Source organism: Arthrobacter sp. ISL-95 (assembly GCF_018613695.1).
Taxonomy (GTDB): domain Bacteria; phylum Actinomycetota; class Actinomycetes; order Actinomycetales; family Micrococcaceae; genus Arthrobacter.
The window spans coordinates 1-22110 of record NZ_JAGGPR010000010.1 but is presented as its reverse complement, the minus strand read 5'-3'; the positions used below and the strand labels follow the sequence as shown (position 1 = coordinate 22110).

Genomic DNA, 22110 nt, shown 5'->3' with positions numbered 1-22110 from the left:
TTGCTATGTCGCTGCGGCTCCCGTCACCGGGGGCCGCGGCGCCACTTCAGCCTAGAGCACCTCGACTCGCGTCGAAGAGCTCTCGCCTGATGTGATACTCAAGGAGAGATCATGCTAAGTGTCGTCATACGACGATTGATTGTGGCGGTTCCGCTGATGGGAGTGATCTCATTCATCGTCTTCGTCCTTAGTTCGCTCGCGGGCGGGAGCGTCGGGCAGGCCATCCTCGGCCCTACTGCTTCCGCGGAGTCTGTGGCTGCGCTCAACGAGAAGCTCGGCGCCGACCGGCCAGTACTCGTGCAATACGTTGATTGGCTGGGCCACGCGGTCACCGGCGACTTGGGTCTGTCAGTCGTCTCTGGTGTGCCAGTGGCCGATACCATCGCATCTCGAATCCCGGTGACGATGTCACTGGCCGTGGGGGCCTTGCTCCTCGTCATCATCCTCGGAGTGACGTCCGGCGCGATCGCTGCCATTCGCGGCGGCATCACTGGACGGTTGGCGGAGGTGCTCGCCGTCCTCGGTCGAGGCCTCCCCAGCTTCTGGCTCGCATTGATCGCCGTTCTCGTGTTCGGCGTCAACCTCGCCTGGTTGCCCGTCTCCGGATACGTGCCCTTCGCTGATTCCCCATCGGGATGGATCCAATCGCTGATTCTCCCAGTGCTCGTCCTCGGCGTGTCGGAAATCGCGTTGGTCGCGGTCGTGACACGGGCCGAGATGTTGTCCGCGATGCGCAGTGACTACGTCCGCAGTCTCCGGGCGAACGGCTACCCGTGGAAGCGGATCGTATTCAAACACGTCGCTAAGAATGCCGCCGCGCCTGTGCTGACCATGGTCAGCCTGGTGTTCGTTAGCCTGCTCGGCGGCACCATCCTCATGGAGCAGATCTTCGGCATGCCCGGTCTCGGCACTCTGATGGTAAGCGCCACAACCAAGCACGACCTGCAAGTCATCCAGGGTCTGGCGGTCTTCTACACGGCTATGGTCGTGGTGGTATTCCTCTTGACCGACATCGCTTCAGGATACCTAAACGCGAAGGCGAGGGCGCGATGAGCGCAGTCATTGAAGGTGCAGCAATAAAAGAACAGTCTCGTCGGGCGGCCGAACGCGGGGCCGGTTTCCTCCCGCGTCTCGTCAGACAACCGATCGTCGTCGCATGCAGCCTCGTTCTGCTCGTGATCGTCTTGGCCTGCGTATTCGCCCAGTGGGTTTCGCCTTACGAGCCTCTCGAGCAGGATTTGCAGAACACGGCCGCAGGGCCAAGCGCGAGCCACCTGCTCGGAACTGACCAGCTCGGCCGTGACATCCTCTCGAGGATGCTCCACGGTGGCCAGGTCACCCTGCTGGGAATCGTCCAGGCAGTGGCGGTGTGTGCCGTCATCGGACTGTTCCTCGGTCTGACCGCGGGCACACTCGGCGGGTGGGTCGAAACGGTCGCCATGCGACTGTGCGACCTGCTGCTCGCTGTACCGGGTTTGGTGATGCTGCTGGTCATTCTCGGCATTTACGGAAACAACGAAGCCGCGGCCATGATCACACTGGGCGTGATCATGGCTCCTACACTGGCCCGAGTGGTGTATTCAGCCACGATCGCCGTTCGTGAGGAGCTCTACGTCGCCAGCGCGCGGGTGGCCGGACTGACGAGTTTCCAGATCATGCGCCGCCACATCCTCGCGGGCGTGACCGGGCCGGCGCTGACGCAGATCAGTATCGTGGCCGCTGTGGCGTGCATCGCAGAAGCAGGCATTGGCTTCCTCGGACTCGGTGTTGCGCCTCCCGCCCCGAGCTGGGGAAACCTGGTGACAGACGCCCAGAACGTGATGCCTATCAGTGCATGGATGCTCGTACCAACCGGTGGCATCATCGCAGTCGTCACACTGAGCCTCACGCTTCTTGGAAACGGCATCCGTGATGCCTATATGGGCCGGTCGAGCGGTTCGTCGAAAGCTTTCAGCTGGCGCGCGCTCGCTGTGAAGGTCTCCCAAGCCGAGTCTCCGGCAGGCGGAGGGGCAGCACCCCAGGGGCAGGAACCGATTTTGAGCGTGAAGGGCATGACGGTCGGATTGCCGCGGGGTTCGAGCGAAGTCACGATCGTCGACGACGTCAGCTTCCATGTGGCGCCGGGAGAGGCAGTCGCGATCGTCGGCGAGTCCGGTTGTGGAAAATCGGTGACCATCTCGGGAGTGCTTCGTGTGCTTCCCATGGGCGCCCACGTGACAGCCGCCTCGATCTCGTTCAAAGGCACGGAATTGACCTCGCTCAGCGAGCGCGAGATGAACGCCTACCGGGGAACGGGAATCGGGTTCATTTCGCAGGAGCCGATCTCCAGCTTGAATCCGGCATTCACGGTCGGCCATCAGCTGGAAGAGGCGGTCAGGTTGCACCGGGGTGTCGGCAAGGGCCAGGCACGCCAGATAGCCAGGGAGCTCATGGCCCGTGTGCGGCTCCCTGAGCCGGAGGCGGTGGCCAAGAAATATCCGCACGAACTCTCGGGTGGTATGGCGCAACGCATCGCCATCGCGCGGGCGCTAGCCGGCGAACCAGAACTCCTTATCGCCGATGAGCCCACAACTGCTCTTGACGTCTCGGTCCAGTGTGAGATTCTCGACCTGCTCCGAGACCTGCGCGAGCAAACTGGGATGGCGCTCATCCTGGTCACCCACGACTGGGGAGTCGTGGCAGAGGCTTGTGATCGCGCGCTCGTGATGTACGCCGGGCAGGTCGTCGAGAGCGCGGACGTGCAGTCGATCATCGCCCATCCTGCGCACCCTTACACTCGGGCACTGTTGCAGTCATCGTCAGTCGGTATTGCTCCACGTCAACTCCTGCCGGTCATCGCTGGCACCGTCCCGGCGCCGGGTTACTGGCCGCACGGGTGCCGGTTCGCCAGCCGGTGTGAGCTGGCGGAGGATGCCTGTCGCACAGGGCCTATTCCAATGGTTACCCTCGAGGAAAGCTCCGCTGCACGATGTATCCGTACCGACGTGGACGAATTGGTGAGAACATGAGCTCGTTGCTAGAAGTTCGAGACCTGACGGTGATGTACCGCGGACGAGGTCGCCGGAAAGACAAGGTGGCTCTCGAGGGAGTCAGTGTCAGCCTTAATGAGGGAGAAACCCTCGGACTGGTCGGGGAATCCGGTTCGGGCAAGTCGACTCTGGGAAACACGGTGCTCGGGCTCGTAAGGCCCGAGCGAGGTCGAATCGGTTTCGACGGTAACGACATCGCTGGTCTCACCGGCGCGGCGCGTCGCAAGCTGAGCACCCAGATCCAGGCCGTCTTCCAGGATCCGTACACCTCGTTCAACCCGCATCGAACGATCGAACAGAGCATGGGTGAGACGTTGGCGAATTCGCCGCCGATGTCGCGGAGGGAGACTCGGGCGCGGGTCCTCGCCATGCTGGAACGTGTCGGTCTGGATAGCACGGCGCTGTCGAAGTTCCCCGCTCAATTCTCTGGTGGACAGCGACAGCGCATTTCGATCGCGCGAGCGCTCCTCCCCGAGCCGAGGCTCGTCGTCTGTGACGAGTCGGTCTCCGCACTCGACCTGTCGGTGCAAGCTCAGATCCTTAACCTGCTCCTGGAACTACAACGCGAGCGTGGAGTGGCCTACCTGTTCATCACGCACGACCTTTCTGTCGTGCGACACATGAGCACGCGCATCGCTGTACTCGAACATGGCAAACTCATCGAGCAGGGCGACGCCGCGGGAGTCACCGACGAGCCTTCTCAGCCATACACGCGCCGACTCATTTCGGCGTCGCTGAGTGCCGATGCTGAGTTGCAACGCGATCGACGATCAACCCGTCGGGCAATGACACTGCTTGCTGCGGATGCGACCGGTGACCGCAGCAAGCTGGCTGACGAGGTGCTCCGAACACTTGAACATCAAGCTGTGACCGAGGTTTTCGCCCAACTTGTTCCTCAGTCTCGGGCGTTGGCGCTTCCGCTTTCCCGGGGCCTGGCGGGAGTCGCCGACGTCGACGGCGTCACCGCGCTAAGGGCGGCTGTTCTCGAGCTGGCGCCCCGGACCGCGGAGGCCATGACCCCGGCAGCCATGTTAACTTTCGTCCAAGAGGCGCGAGCGAGAAAGTGCAGTGCACTGTTCTCCCGTGGTCAGTCCGGCATGCTATACGGTCTAATCAGAGATCTGGCGGTTGCAATCGAAACAGGCGATCGAGCACGCGCACTCGAGCTCGTCGGTTCATTCGACGAGCCGCTCGAGCCGAGCCCTCATCCCAACGGAGCCAGGGCCGGAGAACACACGATCGAAAGCCAAGCATGAACGACTAAATTGTCGTCGTGATCTCGTGAGTGACCGCCCAGCTGTCCGTGATTGTAGAGTTCGACGTTCCCGCAGGGATGAGCGCCGGTGTCCTCCCTCGGGGCGGTGTGTACGACCTTCGGGAGAGGGGCCGTAGCCGGCCCTGGTCGCCCGCACAGGCCGAACAACAAGTCCGGAGTTGTGGTCGCGGACTGGGAGTTCCGACAGTTATGAGGCTCGTTGCATTGTCTTCGCATGTTTGGTATCTGCGGCGTGGTTGGGTGACAAAAAGAAGACCTCCGAGTGGAGTGGGGCCTGTCCAGGCTCCGCTTCACAAGGAGCTCTTCAATGTTCCAGGCTAACGCGATCCTGACGCCGAAAGGGAGGCTCCGTCTGGCACGTGCATGGTCGATGAAAAGTGGCCGCTGCGTCGCGCGGATAAACCGGTCCATGTGCCGGTCACGACCGCGGCTCGGTGGGTTGCCCCCAGCACCTGTGCTGCGCCGGCCCTAATCCTGTGGGGGCTTCTTTTGCAAAGAATCATCGGCCAACCATCTTTCCCGGCTCTTCGTGGTGAAAAGGGTTCCGTGCCTTGAAGGCTGGAGGGCTCGTAGCCCCATCACGATGAATGATTTCTCCGTCAGGAGCTAGGAGTCATGAGTACCGTGCCCGCGGCGGACATGCACGGTGGAGACCGCCCACATCCCTCGCCGTAAACGGTCAACCCGCCGGCTCCGCGACGCCCTGGTGGCCGCCGTCACCGGATACGGAAGGGCTGCCACTGAGGTTGCGTCCTCGTTTGATGTCTCGTGCTGGCTGGTCCAGCGGGCCCTGACTCCGCTACGCTGACGCCCCCGCCACCGCGTTGCTACCGATTCTTGGGCTTTTGTATCCAAGCCCTAATGTCCTCGACCTGTTTCTCGAAAGTTCCTGCGGGTTCCCTTCGGAAGGGCGCGCCACGGCGTTGATGCCTTTTGGAGCCCGTGTCCTCAACCCGGTTGGTGTTGGGATTGAGGTCGGTGCGGCTGGAGATGGAGTCGTTCTCGAATGCGACCTCTTGTGCCCGGCCGGCTAGGTGGCTTGTGCCCGGCCGGCTAGGTGGCCGGGAGGGCTTCGGATCGGTTAGAAGCGCCGGCCTCCCTCGGAATCTGAAGGAACTTCTTGGGTGAGAGGCATTTCGGCTGGATCGAGGAGGTTGTTGGAGTCCTGGGTATCAACGAGGTATTGAGCCTCTTCCTTGGTTTATACGTTGGGCAATGAGCCGCTAAGAGGCTTCCTGCTTGTTTCCTTGAGGAAAAGGACGGAAAGCCGAAGAGCGCTGGAACGCGAGGCGTCGGAAACTGCTCAGGCAGCGAAGAAGCGTGGCTCGACGAGAAGAGGGTTGCGCAGACCATGATGAAGAGTATCCCGTGTTGCGAGCCTCAAATGTGGCCGGAACCCATCATCATGAACGCGGGACCCGGAAGCAGCCGCCTCCTGGATGCGGATACGCCCACCAGCTGATCAGGTTGGCTGTTAGCCCTTGATGCTCTTCTGTAGAGTGCCCGATCCGGCTGTTTCAGGCTGCCGTTACTGACTCTCGCGACCCGATTTGCAGCCCCGCATCGTCTTCATCAACCTGCTAGATTCAATCTTTGATTGAGAATCCAATTACAAGTTTCCGAGTGTTGGCCAGTAGGTTTTGCGCTAGCTTGTTTTTCAAGGAGTAAGAGCATGGGTAGTACGCGGGACACGCAGGAAGCTGCCGGGTGGCTTTCACGCAGTGCGGCCGGTCATGACAAGGCCGTGTTGGAGGGAAGGACTCGGCAGAGTGGGGGTCCAGCGGTCGGGGTTGAGCAGTCCACGGCGCCTCGGCGTCGCACGCAGCAGGAGCGGCGTGAGGAAGCGGAGGGGCGGCTTCTGGCCGCCGCCCTTACGTTGCTTTCGCGCAAGGGTTGGGTGGGAATGACCTTGGCGGATGTCGGCCAGGCGGCCGGTTACAGCCGGGGACAGGCTGGTCATCACTTCGGTAGTAAGGGTGCGCTTTTGCGGGCTTTGACCTTGCATATCAATCGCTCGTTCGCCGACGAGATGCGGGCCGCGCCGACGTCACCCGAGGGGCTGCAGGCGGTACTGGGCTATGTCCGCGTCTACCTTGGGCGCAGTGATCCGAAGTGGACAAACACCCGCACACTGCTGCTTCTGCTGGCGGAGTCCTTACTGGAGAACTCGGAAACGGCCGGAGTCGTCGCCGAATACAACCGGGAGATGTTTGCATGGCTGGAAGACAACCTACGGGTGGGAATTACCCGGGGCGAGGTGCGCAGCGATATCGATCCCGCGCTCGGGGCTGAGTTCGTCGTTGGCGCTATGCGGGGCCTGGCATTACAGCGTCTACTGCAGGGCCCGGTGGAAGACATACGCGGAATCAGGGATCAGGTAGTGCGATTAGTCGAACACATGTTCGCAGCACCGATCAGCCACGACCTGAACGAAGAAGCAAACAATCAACGATGACATCTGAGAGATGCTCCAACAAACGGCGGTAACCTTGTTCCCCAATGGACCTCCGACGTCCAGTTGCCGGGGACCGATGCGCGTCGGCGTGATCTCGGCTGTCGCACGTGAATTCCTTTGAGCTCGCCGTTGAGCATGCCGAACCCGAGTCGCTCGCCGAAACGGAGATTGCCGAGGCAGTCATGCCATAGGTGCTGACGCCTTGGGGTCTGGTCGTCAGGGCCATGCTGTCCAAGGAAATCTACATTCTGCCGCTCAAGAAAGTACTTCCGATCGGGACCTCTGATTCAAGAGATAACCGGTGGGCATGATGCCAAAAGCAAATGACCCTGCCAGACCCGTGAGTTCCCGAACTGGTCGCCAAAGTTGTCCGACTCAAGGGCGACGGCGTCAACTACCGCCGGCCCCTGGAGCAACTACGCGTTGTTCGACCTTGACTACGGGCCGGTCAGTGCGCCGGGCGGAGAATCGCTTGGGCTTGTGCAATCGGCTTGCTTTTGGTGGGCTGGTCATTCTCCTCCCTTGACTCAGCGCCTGGTGCATGCGATGTCGGGTTGCCTGGAGTTGTGTGGCCGCTGAACAGTTCCACGTCCACGATGCGCAAGGAGCGGCCGGGATGGCGGATTCTCGCCCGAGAAGTAATCGGACCCGTGGCCGGGCGGAGGAACACCAACCGCAAGGATTGGAGATCGAAAGAATCAGAATCGGGCATGGCCGCCTTGGCAGCAAGTCCCGCCATCATGGTAATCACCCCTCCATGAACGGTCCCGTTGCGATTCAAGAACTCGTCGATCATGGGTAGGTCCGGCCCTTTGACGAATCCGTCGCTGTCTGCTGGGCCCCCGTCCGCAGCCTTCGACGCCAGACTACGAAGCCCTAGCAACTTGTCCAGGCTGACGTCGGATGTGGGTCCTAGAGGCAACGCGCCCATGCGATGGAAATAGTCGAGGGCTCCAGTCGGGGCGGAGTGAACCGCTTGGAACCATCCAACGGCATGCACGTACTCCCTTGCGTCCGGCCCACGAAGGGCGCCAAAGGCCACGCCTCCCCTGGTATCAACGAAGCCGCTTCTGGTCCACGCCTCGAGCACGGTGCCGTCAGAAGGTGGCGGCACCAGGAAGTTCAGTTGGAGTTCCGTCGTGACCATCGTAGAAAGCTCCGGGGCCGCAGCGCGGATAGAGGTTGCCAGAGTTTGGTCGAGTAGCGCAGCGGCCGACAATCCCGTTGCGCGCCCGTCTTGGTCCAGGCACCAGGGGCCGGTGACTATGGAGCCAGTGCACTCCGGGATTGTCCCGTCCAGCGCGCCACGCAGTTGGGTTCGCAAAAGCCGCTCTACTCGCCCCGAGGTTGGCGCCCGGGAACCGCGGGAGGCCGCGGTGATAGTGTCGGCGGCCGGTGAGGACTGCCCACTGCCTGAAGTTGAAGGTGCCATTCTACGAACATATCGCAATCTCCACGAGGCCTGAATCAACTTTGTAAATTGGACGTGAACCTGCCACCGAGGGCTCGCATCAAGGCCTACATGGCGTTGAAGTACCGGGGCGCGTCTCCTAAAGTTGTCAGCCAGATGCTGACTGCCCGGTGAACGGCTCCGCCAAGGTAGGTGAGTGCGAGTTGGTCGTACCGCGTTGCGAAGGCCCGTCACTGTTTGAAGATGTTGAATGGGCCCGCATTGCCCGGCGCGTACGCTAGCTGGGCCCACAACGAACATTCGGATCATGCATTTGCACCCTCAGCAGCGTCTTGATGTATGCGGCGTATCGGTCAGTTAGCTTCGCTGCAGGGGACTTCAGTCCGCCAATTGTCATCCTTGATATGAGCAGAAGGGCCGAGATTTCCACGGGTCCAACCGTAAGGGCGTAGCGGGTGGGGAAGTGGCACACGAGTCCTGGCTTGCTCACTCTGGCGGCAGTGGCGACCTTATCCAGCGTAACGAGGGGCCACCGGGTGGGCAGGCAACCTCAAACCCTGCTTCATGCCGTGGTGTGCCCACTTCTGCTGCTGTCGCGCCACCAAGCAGAGTCTGGCGACCGCTGCCTCGATGCCGATTCGATCGGCCTAACGCCGACGCTTAGAAGTGCTGCCTTGAATAATCCGCTCTGACGCCGTGAACCTTGACGAGGTTGGGGCCAGCTCTGGCGACGACCACTCCAATGTCGTTGTTGAGCCGCTGAATCCAGTAGTGCCGAGCTTTCCCGCCGGTGGACGAAATCACGCACTCGGAGCCCGGACCTGCCTAATCCATCCGCTTGGATTCCGCTACCCCCTGATGACCACCTTCCCTGTACCACAGGCGGAACCATACTCGACCTTTCTTGGTTGTGACTGATTACACAAGTAACTTGGTCAAGTTCCTTGTACAGTTAAGGGGTGAAACCAAGAATAATCGCAGGCGGAATTAGGATGCGCTCCTTCTTCGACGCACTACGTCCGCTGCGGCGGCGCCTCGATGCTGAACGAACGATGTCCCCTGGCAAGCTTGGCGTGGTTAGCCGCTTCGTGGAGCAAGGGCAAGCGGCATCGTCGGAACTTGGTGCCGTTGCACAGGTCAGCCCCCAAGCAATTTCGTCGGCAGTCGGCGAGCTGGAACGGCTGGAATTTGTGGAGCGGGTGCCCGACGAGGAGGACCGTCGTCGGACCTGGACCATCCTCACGGTCGAGGGACGGCGCAAACTAGTTCAGGAGCTTGCAGCCGAGCATGCCTGGCTTGACCGTGCAGTTGCGGAACGGTTGACACCGGAAGGCAGGAAGGCGCTGGAGGCTATCCCAGTCCTGAGCAAGCTTGGGCCTGAGGTGTCCGTTGACTGAACCGGCCGTACGTTCAAGCCTGGTTCCGGCGCTGGTCTACGCGGCGCTCTCGACAGCCATCGTGAGCTCGCTCGGCATGCTGTTGGTGCCGTCAATTGCCCGTGAGATGGACGTGCCGGTCAGTACGGCGCAGTGGATGCTCACCATCAACCTTCTGGTCGGTGCGGTGGCCACCCCGGTGATGGGACGGATCAGCGACGGACCACACAAGAAGCGGCTCCTACTGTTGGCACTGTGGATCATCCTCGCCGGGTCCGTCATCGCCGCGGCGGCGCCCAACTTCACGGTGTTCCTGATCGGACGAGCGCTCCAAGGCCTGACTTACGGGATCGTTCCTGTGACGATCGCCCTCGCCCGCCGCTACATTGCAGCTGATAAGGTGCGATTCTCCATATCGACTCTATCGGTGACGGTGGCGACTGGCCTTGGCGTCGGCTACCCACTGACTGGAATCAGTGCGGGGCTCTTCGACTTCCGATTCGCTTTCTGGTTCGCGGCGTTGTTCGTGGTGACGGCGATCTTTGTAGTGGTCCGCGTCGTGCCGGCGGGACCGGACCAACGAGCCGCCCGGCTGCCTTTCGACTACGCCGGAGCTAGCCTGCTTGGCCTCGGTTTGGGCCTTCTGCTCCTGGGCGTCAGTGAAGGGCCTTCGTGGGGATGGAGCTCTCCCGGGGTCATAAGCTGCTTCATCGTGGCGGCAGCAGTCCTGACCGCTTGGGTCCGGACTGAGCTTCGGACGCGGCATCCCCTGGTCAATCTTAGGGTCCTGCGGAACGGTGAGGTGTTGTTGGCGAACGGCACCGGCATGGGGTTGGGTGCCGCGATGTACATCGGATTATCAATCTCCAGCCTCGTGGCCCAAGCCCCGACTTCAACCGGCTACGGCATCGCGCTGCCCGTGTTCTGGGCCGGTTTTGTGATGCTTCCGCTGTCGGTTGGAAGCTTCCTCGCGAATCGTATGGTGCGCCGTTTGGCGCGCAGGATTCCTTTGGCGACTTTGCTGCCGATCGGCGCAGGAATTATGGCAGCCGCCGGAATGCTGCTCTGGTTTGCCCACACTGCGCTTTGGGAAATCCTGACCGGGATGCTGGTGTTCGGCCTGGGAATGGGTGCCAGCTATGCCGCCATGCCAGCACTGATTGCCCGCAGCGTGGCCACTGAAGAGCTGGGCAGTTCCGTGAGTTTCAATCAGGTCCTCCGCAACGTGGGAAGCTCCTTCGGCACCGCGGTCTCGGGTGCGGTGCTGGCAGCCAACATGGCGCCGGATCTTCACCCGACCGGTGCCGGAATCGGAATTTCGTTTGCGATCGGCGCACTGCTCTGCGCTGCGGTTTTTGCAACGCTACTTGTACACGCACTGATAACGCGTTTTCGCCGGGCTACCGATGGGCGGGCCGACGCTTTGTTCAAGTAAACGTAGCAGCGTGGAGACGGCAGCTGGATGCTGCCTCTAGCCGTGACTGGCGTCGTTGCCCTCGTCGGCTACGAGGACGAGGGGCGGTGAAGCTCACGGACTCACCGCTAGCCGGCCGTTCGGCGGCCTGACGAGAACTCGGTGCTTGTCGAATCGATGGTGATCCAAGCGTAAACAGAATCCCTCGCCGTCTAGCGCAGAATGGTCGCCCCCACCTTTCGCTGGCTGACGGCGCCCCGATGGGGGAGCTCTTTTGACCCATTCCAATGCTCGAAGTGGCAGTTTGCGACGTCCCTCTCAGGCGCCCCGGTGGTCCTGTGTACGCCCTTCGCAAGGGAGGTTGTTGAGGACGGAAGAGCTCTCCGACGCTTTCTCCACAGGTATGTTTGTGTGTCGAAAGCGTGAAGGCCCTGGGCAGCCGCTGCCTCGTGCGTTCGCCATCATTGGCTTGCGACTCCTGCCCGGATATCGCGCCTTCGGGTAGGGCGAGCCGAGTCGCCCGGATCGGCATGAAGGATGACGATCGGTTCCCCAGCGACATCGGTGAACAGCGTGAGGACTTTGTCGCCCACCTTATAGTCGTCCCAGCAGGGACCGAGCGGGTGCTCTTGATGAGCGGCAGGCAGTTCCTGCACCTGCGCCCAGGCAGACTCCTGCAGTCTTTTTTGCCCTTCAGGGGACTTCCCTCATGTTGGACTAGGCTGAACTCGAATATGTACCATCGTACGCACTGGGTCCGACACACGGGAAAGGCATGAGCGAGGAAACCAAACGATCCCGGTCGCAGTGCCCATGTCCCTGTAAGCAACGCCGGAGGTGATCAAGGACGATGGGTGGCTGGTGTGTCGGATCGCGGTGTCGCCGCTCGTGCCGAGGTTCCACTGCGCTCGATGATTTACTGCTTCCCCACTCTGGAGGACCTTATCGTGGATGCCTTCGACTCGACTCGCAGCCACCTCGGACCCGCTATGCCGTGCCGCTTCGTGAGGCCCGAACCCTCACGGACGTGGTCGGAGTGCTCGTTGACGCAGCGATCGGCACCACTGGTCCTACCCTCGACGACATCCGTCTGTATGAGGAGGTCCGCCACTAAGACGCGCGGAACCCGAAGGCGACAGAGGTGCTCCAGGGCGCCAAGCCCTCAACGCTCTCATCGCCCCTCCAACCCCAGATCACCCATTCCACACGAAGGAGCAACATCATGTCTGAGACAATGCACGGCATCCGCTTGACCGGCCAAACTGACCTTGAGGGGCTCACGGTCAGCGACGTACCGATCCCCGACGTGCGACCAGGATGGGTGCGTATCCGTGTGAGGGCGTTCGGGGTCAACGAGTCCGAGGTGACCAGCCGTCAGGGCGAGTCCAGTCCCGACTTCTCATTTCCCCGGATCCTGGGAATCGAAGGCGTCGGCGAGGTCGATTCTGTCGGTGAAGGCGTCGACCTCGCCCCCGGACAGAAGGTTGCCACAATGATGGGCGGTCTGGGTCGAAACATCGACGGCAGCTACGCAGAATACACAGTTGTCGATGCCGCGAACGTTATCCCGTTCGACACCGCCCTAGGTTGGGACATCGTTGGGGCGCTCCCTGAGATGTTGCAAACAGCGCACGGCTCCATCACCAGCGGGCTTGGGCTGCAGACTGGCCAAAGCGTCCTCGTCCACGGCGGCACCTCCACCGTGGGGCTGACCGCCATTGCGATCGCTCACCACCTCGGTGCCACCGTCATCGCAACAACCAGGAACCCCGCCAAGTCCGACCTCCTCAAGAGCGTCGGCGCGGACCACGCCCTCAGGGACGACGAGACCCTTCCTGAAGCAATCCGGGCGATCGCACCGGAGGGTGTCGACGCCGCACTCGAATTCGTGGGAGCCACCGCACTGCCTGACGTGCTCTCACTCATCCGACCCGGCGGCACCGTCTGCTTCGTCGGCGCACTCAGTGGTGCCTGGACCGTCCCCGACTTCGACCCTTTTATCATCCCCACCGGCGTGCGGCTTACCAGCTACGCCGGCGAAGCCCGCGACCTCCCCGCCAGCGCGCTGGACCAGTACTTGAACGCTATCGAATCCGGGGCACTTAAAGTTGTCATCGCGGAGGTCTTCGACGGACTTGATAAGGTGGCCGACGCGCACCGCGCCCTCGAGTCCCGGCGCGAGCCCGGAAAGTACGTCGTCGTCCTGCCCGCACCATGAGGCATCGTCTCCCACTCACCTCCTTAATGAAACTCCGCCCAGGGAGGTGAGTTCAGGGACCGACTCATCACGTTACAGGCGTTCTTGTAGCGCGAGTAGCCTTTGAGCTGCCTCGCCGGGCGCGCCGGTGGCCCTATCGTCGCCACCCGTTCGCTAGAAGAGATCGCCCGTGTTGTCTACACCCCCATGCGGTACTTGGCGTGACCTGCTCGCCCGACCCGATCACCGCGAGGGGCACAACGATCAGGTCAGACGCGTTCGAGGGTGTGGAACGCGCGGATGGCGACTTTGTCGCGCTGGGTCTGCGGACGCTGGCGCAGCATGGTCGCGAAAGCCGCATGCAACGACGCGGTCGGTATGGCCACCAGGTCTCGCCCACTTGGTGGCGGCGCAGTGGTTGCAATGTGGTGTGGAGCGTATCGCCGCTAGCAGGCCAGGCGCGAACTCGAATCGCCTGGCCAGCGAGTTTGCCCTCGACGTACCCTCATGGACGCCCATACTCTCCGGCGGACTTTCGGTGCAGGTTGAACGGGCCGATGGATCATCCACTTTCACCTGAGTCCAAGAAAGCATCCGCCGCGAATCGGGGTGTGCCCGGCCGCGATGCATGATGCCTCCGACGTTAGTGGAGCACGACGGCGGGGCGCGGCGTCGTGAGCGACCGGTAAGGCCACGACGATGACCACGACCGCTGCTCACTCCATGGTGAGGAGGGCCGCGAAGACCTTCGGCCTCGAGATGACGGTTCGCCATGCGTTGACGGCCTTCGAGTAGATGCGGAGGGAACCCTGCTGCGCCTTCTGTCCGTCAAGCGCTCCCAGGCCGCGTTCTGCCAGATGGCGGGGTCCGGGCTTGAGCGCGGGAACGGGTACAAGACGATGTTCCAAGGCTCCAGCATAAGCAGCCTGGCGGATCAGGAGGACCCCAAAGTTTGGGTCAGTGATTCGTCAGATATCTAATTACCAGCAGATGAACAAGGCCCCAAAGTCTTTTGTAACCGGTTTTCAGGTTCCTGCCACAGCAGGTACTTGGCAACGCGAACAACCGCCGTCAAATTTCTTTCCGGGCAGGCCCATGGCCGCATCTTCATGAGGCATCGCCACTATCCCGGGAAAAAACTATTCTGATTTGGAAGGGACTGATTGGAATGGACGCACTAAGCCCAGTGCTAACTGAAGTAGCACCACGGAGCCAGCCACACCTCAAAGGAAACATGGGGTTCCTCTCGTTGTTCTTCAGCGTGATGGCCTACAACGCCCCCATGGTGGTCGTGATAGGCATCATCCCTATCATGGTCAGCACCGGCGCTGGCCTGGGGACCCCGGTGTCATTCCTCACGGCAGGTCTTATTCTGGCGACCTTCGCGGTGGGATTTACCCGGATGTCAAAGATCATGCCCAAGCCAGGCGGTTTCTACTCCATGATCACGGCCGGACTGGGCCGTGAGATCGGCCTCGGCTCCGGCCTCGTGGCGCTCCTTGGGTACTTCTGTGTCTACGCCGGAACGTTCCCTTTCGGCGGTTTGGTGCTGGGTGAGCTGGTCCACGTCACCCTCAACGGCCCCGACCTTCCCTGGTACGTATGGGGAACGATTTTCTGGGTGGCCAGCTCCATCCTTGGTTTCATGAAGGTCGAATTGTCAGCAAAGGTGCTGACAATCTTCCTGTTCCTCGAGCTCGTCGTCATCGTCGCCTACGACTTCATGGTCTTTGTCAGCGGCGGCGCCAATCACGCCGGGGTCTCAATTGCCCCGCTGGCGCCAGCGCACTGGCTCGACGGTTCCTTCCCCTTGGGCCTGCTCTTGGCGCTTGGCATGTATGGCGGCTTCGAGGTCACGGTGTTGTTCCGTGAAGAAGTCCGAAACCCAAGCCGCATTATTCCGCGGGTCACTTATGCGGTGATCGCCACGGCGATGGTCATTTATGGCCTGTCATCTCTGGCCTTCATCAACTCCATAGGCGTCGACCAGGTCGTCGAAGCCGCCACGGCCGACCCGACAGGTTCTATGACCCAGAGCCTGCAGGCCTTCGGCGGACAAGTGCTCTCGGACGCGGCAAACGTGATGGTGAATACAAGCACGTTCGCGGTTATCCTCGCCGCACACAACATCACCGCACGGTACTTCTTCAACCTCAGTGCTGACGGAATCCTGCCCAGGAAACTCAGCGGCGTGCACGCGCGCCACGGCTCCCCGCACATCGCGTCGGTCGCGACGAGCATTGCGGGCCTTGTCTTGAACGTGATCATGATATTCACGGGAGTGCCGGCAATTGACTTCTACACTGCGATGCTCGGCATCACCAGCTTCGTGATCTTAGGCGTGATCTTCGTTGCCGGCGTCGCTGTGCCTATGTACATGCACCGTCACGGCCACGAGCACTCAGCGTGGAGCCGCTATTTCTTCCCGGGGGTCTCCATCATCGGTCTGGGGGCCGGTTTGATCCTCGCCGCCGTCAATTTTCCGCTTCTTGTTGGCGGATCAACTAGCCTTGCAACAATTCTCATGGTGCTGATCACCGGCCTGTTCGTCCTCGGTATCGTCCTTGCCATGGTTTACCGTCGGACCAGACCAGAGACCTACGCCCGCATCGGCCGCCAGTGAGGATAAAGGGTCTTAACTTCCAACAGTAGGACGCTCGAGACAGAAGACTCGCTGGCGATGTTCAGGTTGAGGTGGGCTGGTCGGACCGACTAGCCCACCTCAACCGGTTCGCAGTCAGACACTCGGGAGTTCTGCACGGGGGCAAGTTCCCGCCGAGAAGTTACGCCCGGTCCATTTTCGATTGATCAGGAAACAGCAATGAGCAGCGTCAGCATCGACTCCGCGGACGTGATACGCCAAGCAGTCGGGAAGGTCTCAGACTCGGAGTTACAGCGTCCTCTCTCCGAACTTGGCATGATTACGCGTGTTGAGGTAACGAAAGGCATCGCGGAGATTGGAATCTCGCTGACGATCTCCGCCTGCCCGATGGCAGTTCGGATAGAACGGGACGTGCGGACTGCCGCGAAATCCGTCTCCGTCATTTTGGAAGTGCAGGTCAGCGTTTCTGTCATGACGCATGAAAGAGAGAGCAGCCCTCCGTGCCAAGCTCCGGGGAGGTCGGAACCGCGCCAACCCGTTCACGTCAGAATCCCTCACACGGGTCATCGCGGTCTCAAGCGGCAAAGGCGGAGTGGGCAAGTCCACGGTGACCACCAATCATGCAACGGCCATGGCGGCCGAGGGACTCAAGGTGGGAATTGTTGACGCCGACGTGCATGGCTTCTCGATTCCTGCGCTTCTGGGCCTCTTGGAAGCCGAGGGACACGCTGTCAGGCCAACCCGCATCGACGATTTGGTTCTGCCGCCCATCGCCCACGGTGTCAAGGCAATCTCCATTGGGATGTTCTTGCCAGAAGGTGCCCAGGATTCAGCTGTGTCTGGCGTGGGCCAATGCTTCACCGGGCCCTTGAGCAATTCCCTAAGGAGATCTTTTTTGGCGACCTCGACGTGCTCCTCGTCGACATGCCACCCGGCACTGGTGACGTGTCGATCTCAGTGGGACAGGCGTTGCCCCACGCGGAAGTGATTGTTGTGACAACGCCACAGTCGGCTGCCTCCGGTGTTGCTATTCGAAGCGGGTCGCTCGCACGCCAACTCAACCAGCGCGTGGTGGGTGTTGTAGAAACGATGTCTACAATGCAGCTCGACGACGGCGGACATTTTGAACCGTTCGGTGCCGGGGGAGGGGCGGGGGTGGTTTCGGAGCTGTCCGCGACAGGCCAAACAGTTGATCTCCTCGCTTCGATCCCGTTCAGCCCAGCACTCCGAGCTTGTGCGATGCCGCATCCCGGTAGTGATCGCTGAGCCTGAGGATAAGGCGGCACTGGCGTTCGTGGACCTCGCTAAGCAACTCTCGGTTCGCCCTCGGTGTCTCTCCGGTCTCCCGCTTTAGTTTCCGCGAGGGACTGACGGAGTTTTGCCAGGGTGCTCCGTTGCAGAGTGCAGCGACAGTGACTGCGGATGCTTCTACAGTGTTTTCATCGGGTCAGCGTAGGCGAGAGGCCGCTTTGCGCGGATTCGAAGTGCGGAATACGGCAATGTCCAATTGTTGCTGCGCTTCCGCGTATACGTCCTCTGCGAGACCTCCCCGAGCTGCAGCTTTGGCATTCTCACGGACATGCTCAGGCGAGGCCGTTCGAACAATCACGGTGGACACTTCGGCGCGGGTCATCACGAAGCGAAGGAGAAATCCGTGGAAGTTATCGCCATCCATCAGATCATCCAGAGCAAGATCCACCGGGACGCATCCGTCTGTCCGCCGCCCGTTTAGGGTGCGCTGCGCGCGGTTCCCCCCACGATGCCCCCCGCATCAGTGGCGTTGATAAGAGGAAAACAGTTTTGAAGAGAACGTTCGAGTGCGAAACGGTCTTGGATGGTGTCGAATACGCCGAGGGCGAGGTGGTCGAGGAGGTTCGGAAGAGTCGAAGATATGCCGATCGCTCGCACTTTGCCCTCCTCCCGGGCACGTTCCAGTGTCCCCAGGACATCGTCAGGTTGAAGAACCGCCACAGAGGGCCGAATGTGGACCTGCACCAGGTCCAGATAATCTGTGCGAAGACGCGAGAGGCTTGCTCGATTCCTGCACGGATATTAGTGGGCGAATAGTCATGGACCAGAGGGCCGTTGGACGGGCCATCTGGCTGGTGGTCCAGAGACAGCCCACGTTGGACGCAAGCAGATACTCCGACCGACGACGACTTACATGGCGCCCTATGAGTTCTTCACTTTCGCCATAGTCGATCGAAGTATCGATGAATGCTATGCCTTCGTCCAGGTCAGTGCTGAGGAGCAATTCTGCAACTATCTCATCGAGTAAACGAGGCCCCCTGTGCGAGGCGCCCCGTAACTCCATCGTGCCAAAACCCAACGCGGTGCTGCGCTGCCCCGAGCTAGGGAGGGCGCGGTCCGCAAAGCGCATCATCGGCTAAGTACCTTTCTCCGCCCCACCTTCGGAGGCCACTTCCATCCAGCATGGGTTCGCTGCTGTATTTGGTGATGGTGGCCAAGGCCACCCAGCTGCGAGAGTGGGTGGCCTTGGCGGCTTGAGGTCGTGCGGCTGCAGATGGAGTCCTTCTCGAATGCGACCTCTTGTGCCCGGCCGGCTAGGTGGCCGGGAGGGCTTCGGATCGGTTAGAAGCGCCGGCCTCCCTCGGAATCTGAAGGAACTTCTTGGGTGAGAGGCATTTCGGCTGGATCGAGGAGGTCGTTGGAGTCCTGGGTATCAACGAGGTACTGAGCCTCTTCCTTGGTTTCCACGTTGGGCAATGAGCCGTTGAGGGGCTTCCTGCTTGTTTCCTTGAGGAAAAGGACGGAAATCAGTCCCAGCAGGGCTGCGCCCATCAGGTAGTAAGCGGGCACCATTTTGTTCCCGGTGACTCCGATAAGTGCCGCAATGACCAGAGGAGCCGTCCCGCCAAAGGCCGCGTTTCCGACATTGTAGGCAAGTCCAAGAGCGCTGGAACGCGACGGCGTCGGGAACTGCTCAGGCAGCGAAGAAGCGTAGCTCGACGAAAAGAGGGTTGCGCAGACCATGATGAAGAGTGTCCCGAGTTGCGCGCCCCAAATTTGGCCCGAACCCATCATCATGAACGCTGGAACCGGAAGCACGATGCCAAGGATTGCGCCAGTGAACAGGATCCGCTTCCTGCCTATCTTGTCCGAGAGCGAGGCAAAAAACTGGGTTGCGAATGCTGCGAGTACGAACAAGGGGAAGATGACAAGGGTGCCAAGGGAACCTTGGAACCCCAGCGTCTGGTTCAGGTATGTGGGAGTGAACGAGGTCAAGGTGTAGGCAATGACATTGCCTGCGGCCGCGACACCCATGACGGGCAGAATGAATCGCCCATGGGCCCGAATGACCTGGATGATACCCGGGTTTGTTGCCAGCTCACCGGTCCTCCGGGACGCCTCTGCCCGTTCCTTCAAGACGGCACTGAACGTAGGCGACTCTTCAATGCGATAGCGGAAATACAGGGCTATGGCGGCAAGCGGGCCTGCGACGAGAAATGGAATCCGCCAGCCGAAGGATTGCATCGCGTCCTGACCGAACCCCAGCTGCAGAAGGGCTACCAGGCCGGCTCCAAAGGCGAATCCCAGATAACTGGATCCCATGAATCCAACATAGAAACCCCGCCGCTTATCCGGCGCATATTCGCTCAGGAAGGTCGCGCCACCGGTGTATTCCCCACTGGCGGAGAACCCTTGCAGCAGTTTCAAGAACACGAGAAGCGCCGGAGCCCAAAGCCCGACATCCGCGTACCCGGGGAGCAGCCCGGTGGCAAACGTGGAGACGGACATGAGGAGCAACGTGAACGTCAGGACCTTACGCCGCCCGATCCTGTCTCCCAGCCATCCGAAGAAGACGCCGCCCAGTGGTCTGGCAACGAATGTCACTGCGAATGTGCCGTACAGGTAAAGAGCCTGCACTGTCGGGTCGGCCTGCGGCAGGAAGACAGGCCCCATTACCGTTATGAGGTAGGCAAACACGCCGAATTCATACCATTCGATAATGTTCCCTACGACCGTTCCAGCAACGGCGCGCCTCAAAGCGGCCTTATTGACTATGCGGACGTCACTGATTTTCAGACGCAGCTTGCCAGGTTGGGCGCCGGTGGCACTCCCAAATCTTTGATCTCCAGTGGACATTGGTACCCTTCGTTGATTCACAGATGCCAGTTGGGGTGGCATCAGACCGCAGGCCTGAAAGAAGGGCCTCGGTCCTGCGTTGGTAGGGATACCCAATCAGCTATCTACAGGGTGAACCATAAGACATTCGCCAACGAAACACACGCAAGTTCGTATAACCCCTGATCCCCCTGCAGGGTCGGGAAGTCATCGTACCGTCATTCATCAGGTCAACTATCGACTCGACCCAACATTGGTTGTAACGCTCCGGAAATGGAGAACGTCAATGGTGGAAATCTTTGCCTCTTAGATTTGAGTCAGCGCCGGAAGAGGCTGCAATTTTAGAGTCGAACCACATTGGGAGGGCTGAACAGTCAAGTCTCGTAGCCTGGCTTCCAACGGATCAGGTGAGTTGAAGTCTCGAAACCCGACTAGCAATGATTCAGGTGTGCCGCGGTCTGGATGGGAAACAGTCGATAGTGCGTTGACAATGATAGGACCGTATGACGAAGCCTGCCAACGACCTGGCTGTTTCTGCCTGGAATCCGGTTAGACGCTGGCGTGGTTCACTACAGGCCAGGAGTCTGGGTGTTCATTGAGCCAGGCCCGCGCCGATTTCAACCACCAAAACTCCAGCGCCGATGAGCAGTATCCCGAAGGCCATGAGCGGTGTTAAGGGTTCCTTGAAGAAGACACGGGCTGATATTGCTGTGAGTGCGACACCGCAAGCAACCCAGATCCCATAGGCCACGCCAAGTGCAAGCCCTTCGGCCAAGGCCATGCTGAGGAAGACGAATGCACAGATATAGCCGACCACTATGGGAATAAGCCACAGCTTCTTCTTCAGCCCTTCCGAAGCCCGCAGGGACACCGTGGCACCAACTTCGGTAGCGATGGCCAAGCTCAGGAAAACCCAGCTCATTGCGCATCCTTGGCTTGTTGAAGGCGCTTGGCGTTTTGGGATCCAAGCTCGACTGTTACGACGCCGGCGAGGATGAACATCATCCCTAGACCCATTAGCCATGTAAGGGTTTCGTCAAAAATAAGGGCGGATAAAAGCGCGGTGGTTGTGACTCCACCTGCGCCCCAGGCGCCGTAGGCAACGCTAATGCTCATACCCAAACGCAGGCAGATCGTGAGCAGGCCAAAGGCGGAGATGTATCCGACGACGACCAACACATACCAGCCCGGCGTTTCCATGGCGGCTTTGAGAGCGAGGGTTGCGCTCACCTCCGTTAGGACGGCGCCGCCGAGCATTAGCCATTTCTTCACTCTGCTTCTCCCTCCCGCGTCAGGTCGATCAACTGCGCCAGGATTACGGATCGATCTGCCGCGCTTGGCCTAAGTACACCGCTTGCTTGGGCGGCCCATAATCCGTCCGCAGCCATGCGCGCGGTCAGGAGCCGGGTGCGCTGCGCGGCAGGCGTTTCGTCAGGCATCGTCAGCCAGGGTTCAAGCTGGCGGGTCCAAGCCGCTTCCAGTTCAGGCCAATATGCGGACTGGAACCAAAGCGCCCACTCCGCGCGCATGTTCTCCCCATCGGCCGCAGCCTGAATGTAGGCGCGGTACCGGTCAGCTACTGATGCCATCTCCAGGCTCGTGCTGAGGAAGCTGATCATTCTTCGCCGTAGCTGGATGGCTGCATGTTCGACCAAAGCGACCATGAGCGCATCACGGTTCGGAAAGTGGTACATCAGGCCCGGTTTGGTGACCCCCGCCTCAATGGCGACCCGTTCAAGGGTGATGGTGGCACCCTCGGCGGAGCCCGCTACTCTCAGGCCTGCATCAAGGATTTGGGGGCGTTGGCTTTCTCGCACCATCATACTTTACCAGCCGGAAGGTAAAGTATGTGATTTGTAAGGTCAGTCTCACCGGAACGGTCCATGGTCAGGTTTCGGCGAGAACTACAACCCTCTTTCCGTGGCGATGGCCGGACTCAAGATCGTGCTGTGCTTCTGCCGCCTGTTCGAGGCCCGCATAGGTGTCGGAAACAACGAGGTCGAGTGAGCCGACTTAGATTCCGCGAAGGTACTTTGCCAAGGCGGCTGCAGGTAGATCTTTGGCTTCGCCAAAGTAGCTCGTTGGCCGGATGCCCGTGGGGATGGTGAGCGGCGGGAGGTCAGGGATGGTCCAGTCTCCGCTGAGGGCTCCGACGAGGCAGGCTATCCCTCGGGGTCGAACTGGCGATTGCGGCGAGCCCCTCCGCTGGCCGTTGGGTGCGACGGGCCCGGCAAACCGGATGGCGCGCATCATTTCAGGCGTGC

The 22110-nt window shown here is 60.8% G+C and carries 18 protein-coding genes and 3 pseudogenes; 11 read left to right on the top strand and 10 right to left on the bottom strand.

Annotated elements, in window-relative coordinates:
- The first annotated feature begins 111 nt into the window (after nucleotides 1-111).
- The 4 genes from J7I86_RS15130 (at nucleotide 112) to J7I86_RS15115 (ending at nucleotide 6760) form a co-directional block, all read left to right on the top strand.
- The gene (locus tag J7I86_RS15130; protein ID WP_214821113.1) at nucleotides 112-1053 is read left to right on the top strand and encodes an ABC transporter permease; all 942 of its coding nucleotides are present in this window, start codon (nucleotides 112-114) and stop codon (nucleotides 1051-1053) included.
- On the top strand, nucleotides 1050-3008 hold the full coding sequence (locus J7I86_RS15125; protein ID WP_214821111.1) for a dipeptide/oligopeptide/nickel ABC transporter permease/ATP-binding protein: 1959 nt from the start codon (nucleotides 1050-1052) through the stop codon (nucleotides 3006-3008). The genes J7I86_RS15130 and J7I86_RS15125 overlap by 4 nt, the downstream gene beginning before the upstream one ends.
- Complete coding sequence (locus J7I86_RS23150; RefSeq protein WP_214821109.1) at nucleotides 3005-4285, top strand: ATP-binding cassette domain-containing protein; 1281 nt, start codon at nucleotides 3005-3007, stop codon at nucleotides 4283-4285. The genes J7I86_RS15125 and J7I86_RS23150 overlap by 4 nt, the downstream gene beginning before the upstream one ends.
- A 1692-nt stretch (nucleotides 4286-5977) precedes the next feature.
- The gene (locus J7I86_RS15115) at nucleotides 5978-6760 is read left to right on the top strand and encodes a TetR/AcrR family transcriptional regulator (RefSeq protein WP_214821107.1); all 783 of its coding nucleotides are present in this window, start codon (nucleotides 5978-5980) and stop codon (nucleotides 6758-6760) included.
- Between the two features lie 448 nt (nucleotides 6761-7208).
- On the opposite strand, the gene J7I86_RS15110 is transcribed toward J7I86_RS15115, so the two are convergent.
- Entirely contained in the window at nucleotides 7209-8192 is a 984-nt protein-coding gene (locus tag J7I86_RS15110) for an acyl-CoA thioesterase domain-containing protein (RefSeq protein ID WP_214821105.1), read from the bottom strand.
- Nucleotides 8193-9163: 971 nt separating this feature from the next.
- Between J7I86_RS15110 and J7I86_RS15105 the strand changes: the two genes are divergently transcribed.
- From J7I86_RS15105 to J7I86_RS15095, 3 genes are all read left to right on the top strand, one after another.
- Nucleotides 9164-9568: a MarR family winged helix-turn-helix transcriptional regulator gene (locus J7I86_RS15105; RefSeq protein WP_214821104.1), complete on the top strand. Its 405-nt coding sequence runs from the start codon at nucleotides 9164-9166 to the stop codon at nucleotides 9566-9568.
- Nucleotides 9561-10982 carry an MFS transporter gene (locus J7I86_RS15100; protein ID WP_286179840.1) on the top strand — a complete coding sequence of 474 codons (1422 nt, stop codon included), beginning with the start codon at nucleotides 9561-9563 and terminating at the stop codon, nucleotides 10980-10982. Before J7I86_RS15105 ends, J7I86_RS15100 begins: the two co-directional genes overlap by 8 nt.
- A 1201-nt stretch (nucleotides 10983-12183) precedes the next feature.
- Entirely contained in the window at nucleotides 12184-13179 is a 996-nt protein-coding gene (locus J7I86_RS15095; RefSeq protein WP_214821102.1) for a zinc-binding dehydrogenase, read from the top strand.
- A gap of 695 nt (nucleotides 13180-13874) precedes the next feature.
- Here the strand turns inward: J7I86_RS15095 and J7I86_RS15090 are convergent.
- Nucleotides 13875-14066 carry a hypothetical protein gene (locus J7I86_RS15090; protein WP_214821100.1) on the bottom strand — a complete coding sequence of 64 codons (192 nt, stop codon included), beginning with the start codon at nucleotides 14064-14066 and terminating at the stop codon, nucleotides 13875-13877.
- 326 nt (nucleotides 14067-14392) lie between these two features.
- On the opposite strand from J7I86_RS15090, the gene J7I86_RS15085 reads away from it, so the two are divergent.
- The 4 genes and pseudogenes from J7I86_RS15085 (at nucleotide 14393) to J7I86_RS23135 (ending at nucleotide 17026) form a co-directional block, all read left to right on the top strand.
- Entirely contained in the window at nucleotides 14393-15781 is a 1389-nt protein-coding gene (locus J7I86_RS15085) for an APC family permease (protein ID WP_214821098.1), read from the top strand.
- Nucleotides 15782-15979: 198 nt separating this feature from the next.
- Nucleotides 15980-16165: pseudogene (locus tag J7I86_RS23145) on the top strand (iron-sulfur cluster assembly protein); the annotation flags it as partial.
- Between the two features lie 73 nt (nucleotides 16166-16238).
- Complete coding sequence (locus J7I86_RS23140) at nucleotides 16239-16748, top strand: P-loop NTPase (protein WP_309476739.1); 510 nt, start codon at nucleotides 16239-16241, stop codon at nucleotides 16746-16748.
- Nucleotides 16649-17026, top strand: a complete 378-nt coding sequence (locus J7I86_RS23135) for a P-loop NTPase (protein ID WP_309476740.1) — start codon at nucleotides 16649-16651, stop codon at nucleotides 17024-17026. The genes J7I86_RS23140 and J7I86_RS23135 overlap by 100 nt, the downstream gene beginning before the upstream one ends.
- Before the next feature lie 181 nt (nucleotides 17027-17207).
- On the opposite strand, the gene J7I86_RS15075 is transcribed toward J7I86_RS23135, so the two are convergent.
- From J7I86_RS15075 to J7I86_RS15040, 8 genes and pseudogenes are all read right to left on the bottom strand, one after another.
- Complete coding sequence (locus J7I86_RS15075) at nucleotides 17208-17459, bottom strand: hypothetical protein (protein WP_214821096.1); 252 nt, start codon at nucleotides 17457-17459, stop codon at nucleotides 17208-17210.
- Between the two features lie 29 nt (nucleotides 17460-17488).
- Nucleotides 17489-17785: pseudogene (locus J7I86_RS23320) on the bottom strand (aldo/keto reductase); the annotation flags it as partial.
- Nucleotides 17712-18140, bottom strand: a complete 429-nt coding sequence (locus J7I86_RS23315; protein ID WP_396019891.1) for an aldo/keto reductase — start codon at nucleotides 18138-18140, stop codon at nucleotides 17712-17714. The gene J7I86_RS23315 and the pseudogene J7I86_RS23320, both read right to left, overlap by 74 nt.
- A 212-nt stretch (nucleotides 18141-18352) precedes the next feature.
- Nucleotides 18353-19867: an MFS transporter gene (locus J7I86_RS15060; RefSeq protein WP_214821093.1), complete on the bottom strand. Its 1515-nt coding sequence runs from the start codon at nucleotides 19865-19867 to the stop codon at nucleotides 18353-18355.
- Nucleotides 19868-20438: 571 nt separating this feature from the next.
- The gene (locus tag J7I86_RS15055) at nucleotides 20439-20768 is read right to left on the bottom strand and encodes a multidrug efflux SMR transporter (protein ID WP_214821091.1); all 330 of its coding nucleotides are present in this window, start codon (nucleotides 20766-20768) and stop codon (nucleotides 20439-20441) included.
- Nucleotides 20765-21118: a multidrug efflux SMR transporter gene (locus J7I86_RS15050; protein ID WP_214821090.1), complete on the bottom strand. Its 354-nt coding sequence runs from the start codon at nucleotides 21116-21118 to the stop codon at nucleotides 20765-20767. The genes J7I86_RS15055 and J7I86_RS15050 overlap by 4 nt, the downstream gene beginning before the upstream one ends.
- Nucleotides 21115-21663, bottom strand: coding sequence for a TetR family transcriptional regulator (locus J7I86_RS15045; protein ID WP_214821089.1), 549 nt, complete (start codon nucleotides 21661-21663; stop codon nucleotides 21115-21117). Before J7I86_RS15045 ends, J7I86_RS15050 begins: the two co-directional genes overlap by 4 nt.
- Nucleotides 21664-21859: 196 nt before the next feature.
- Nucleotides 21860-22110, bottom strand: a pseudogene (locus tag J7I86_RS15040) (hypothetical protein); the annotation flags it as partial.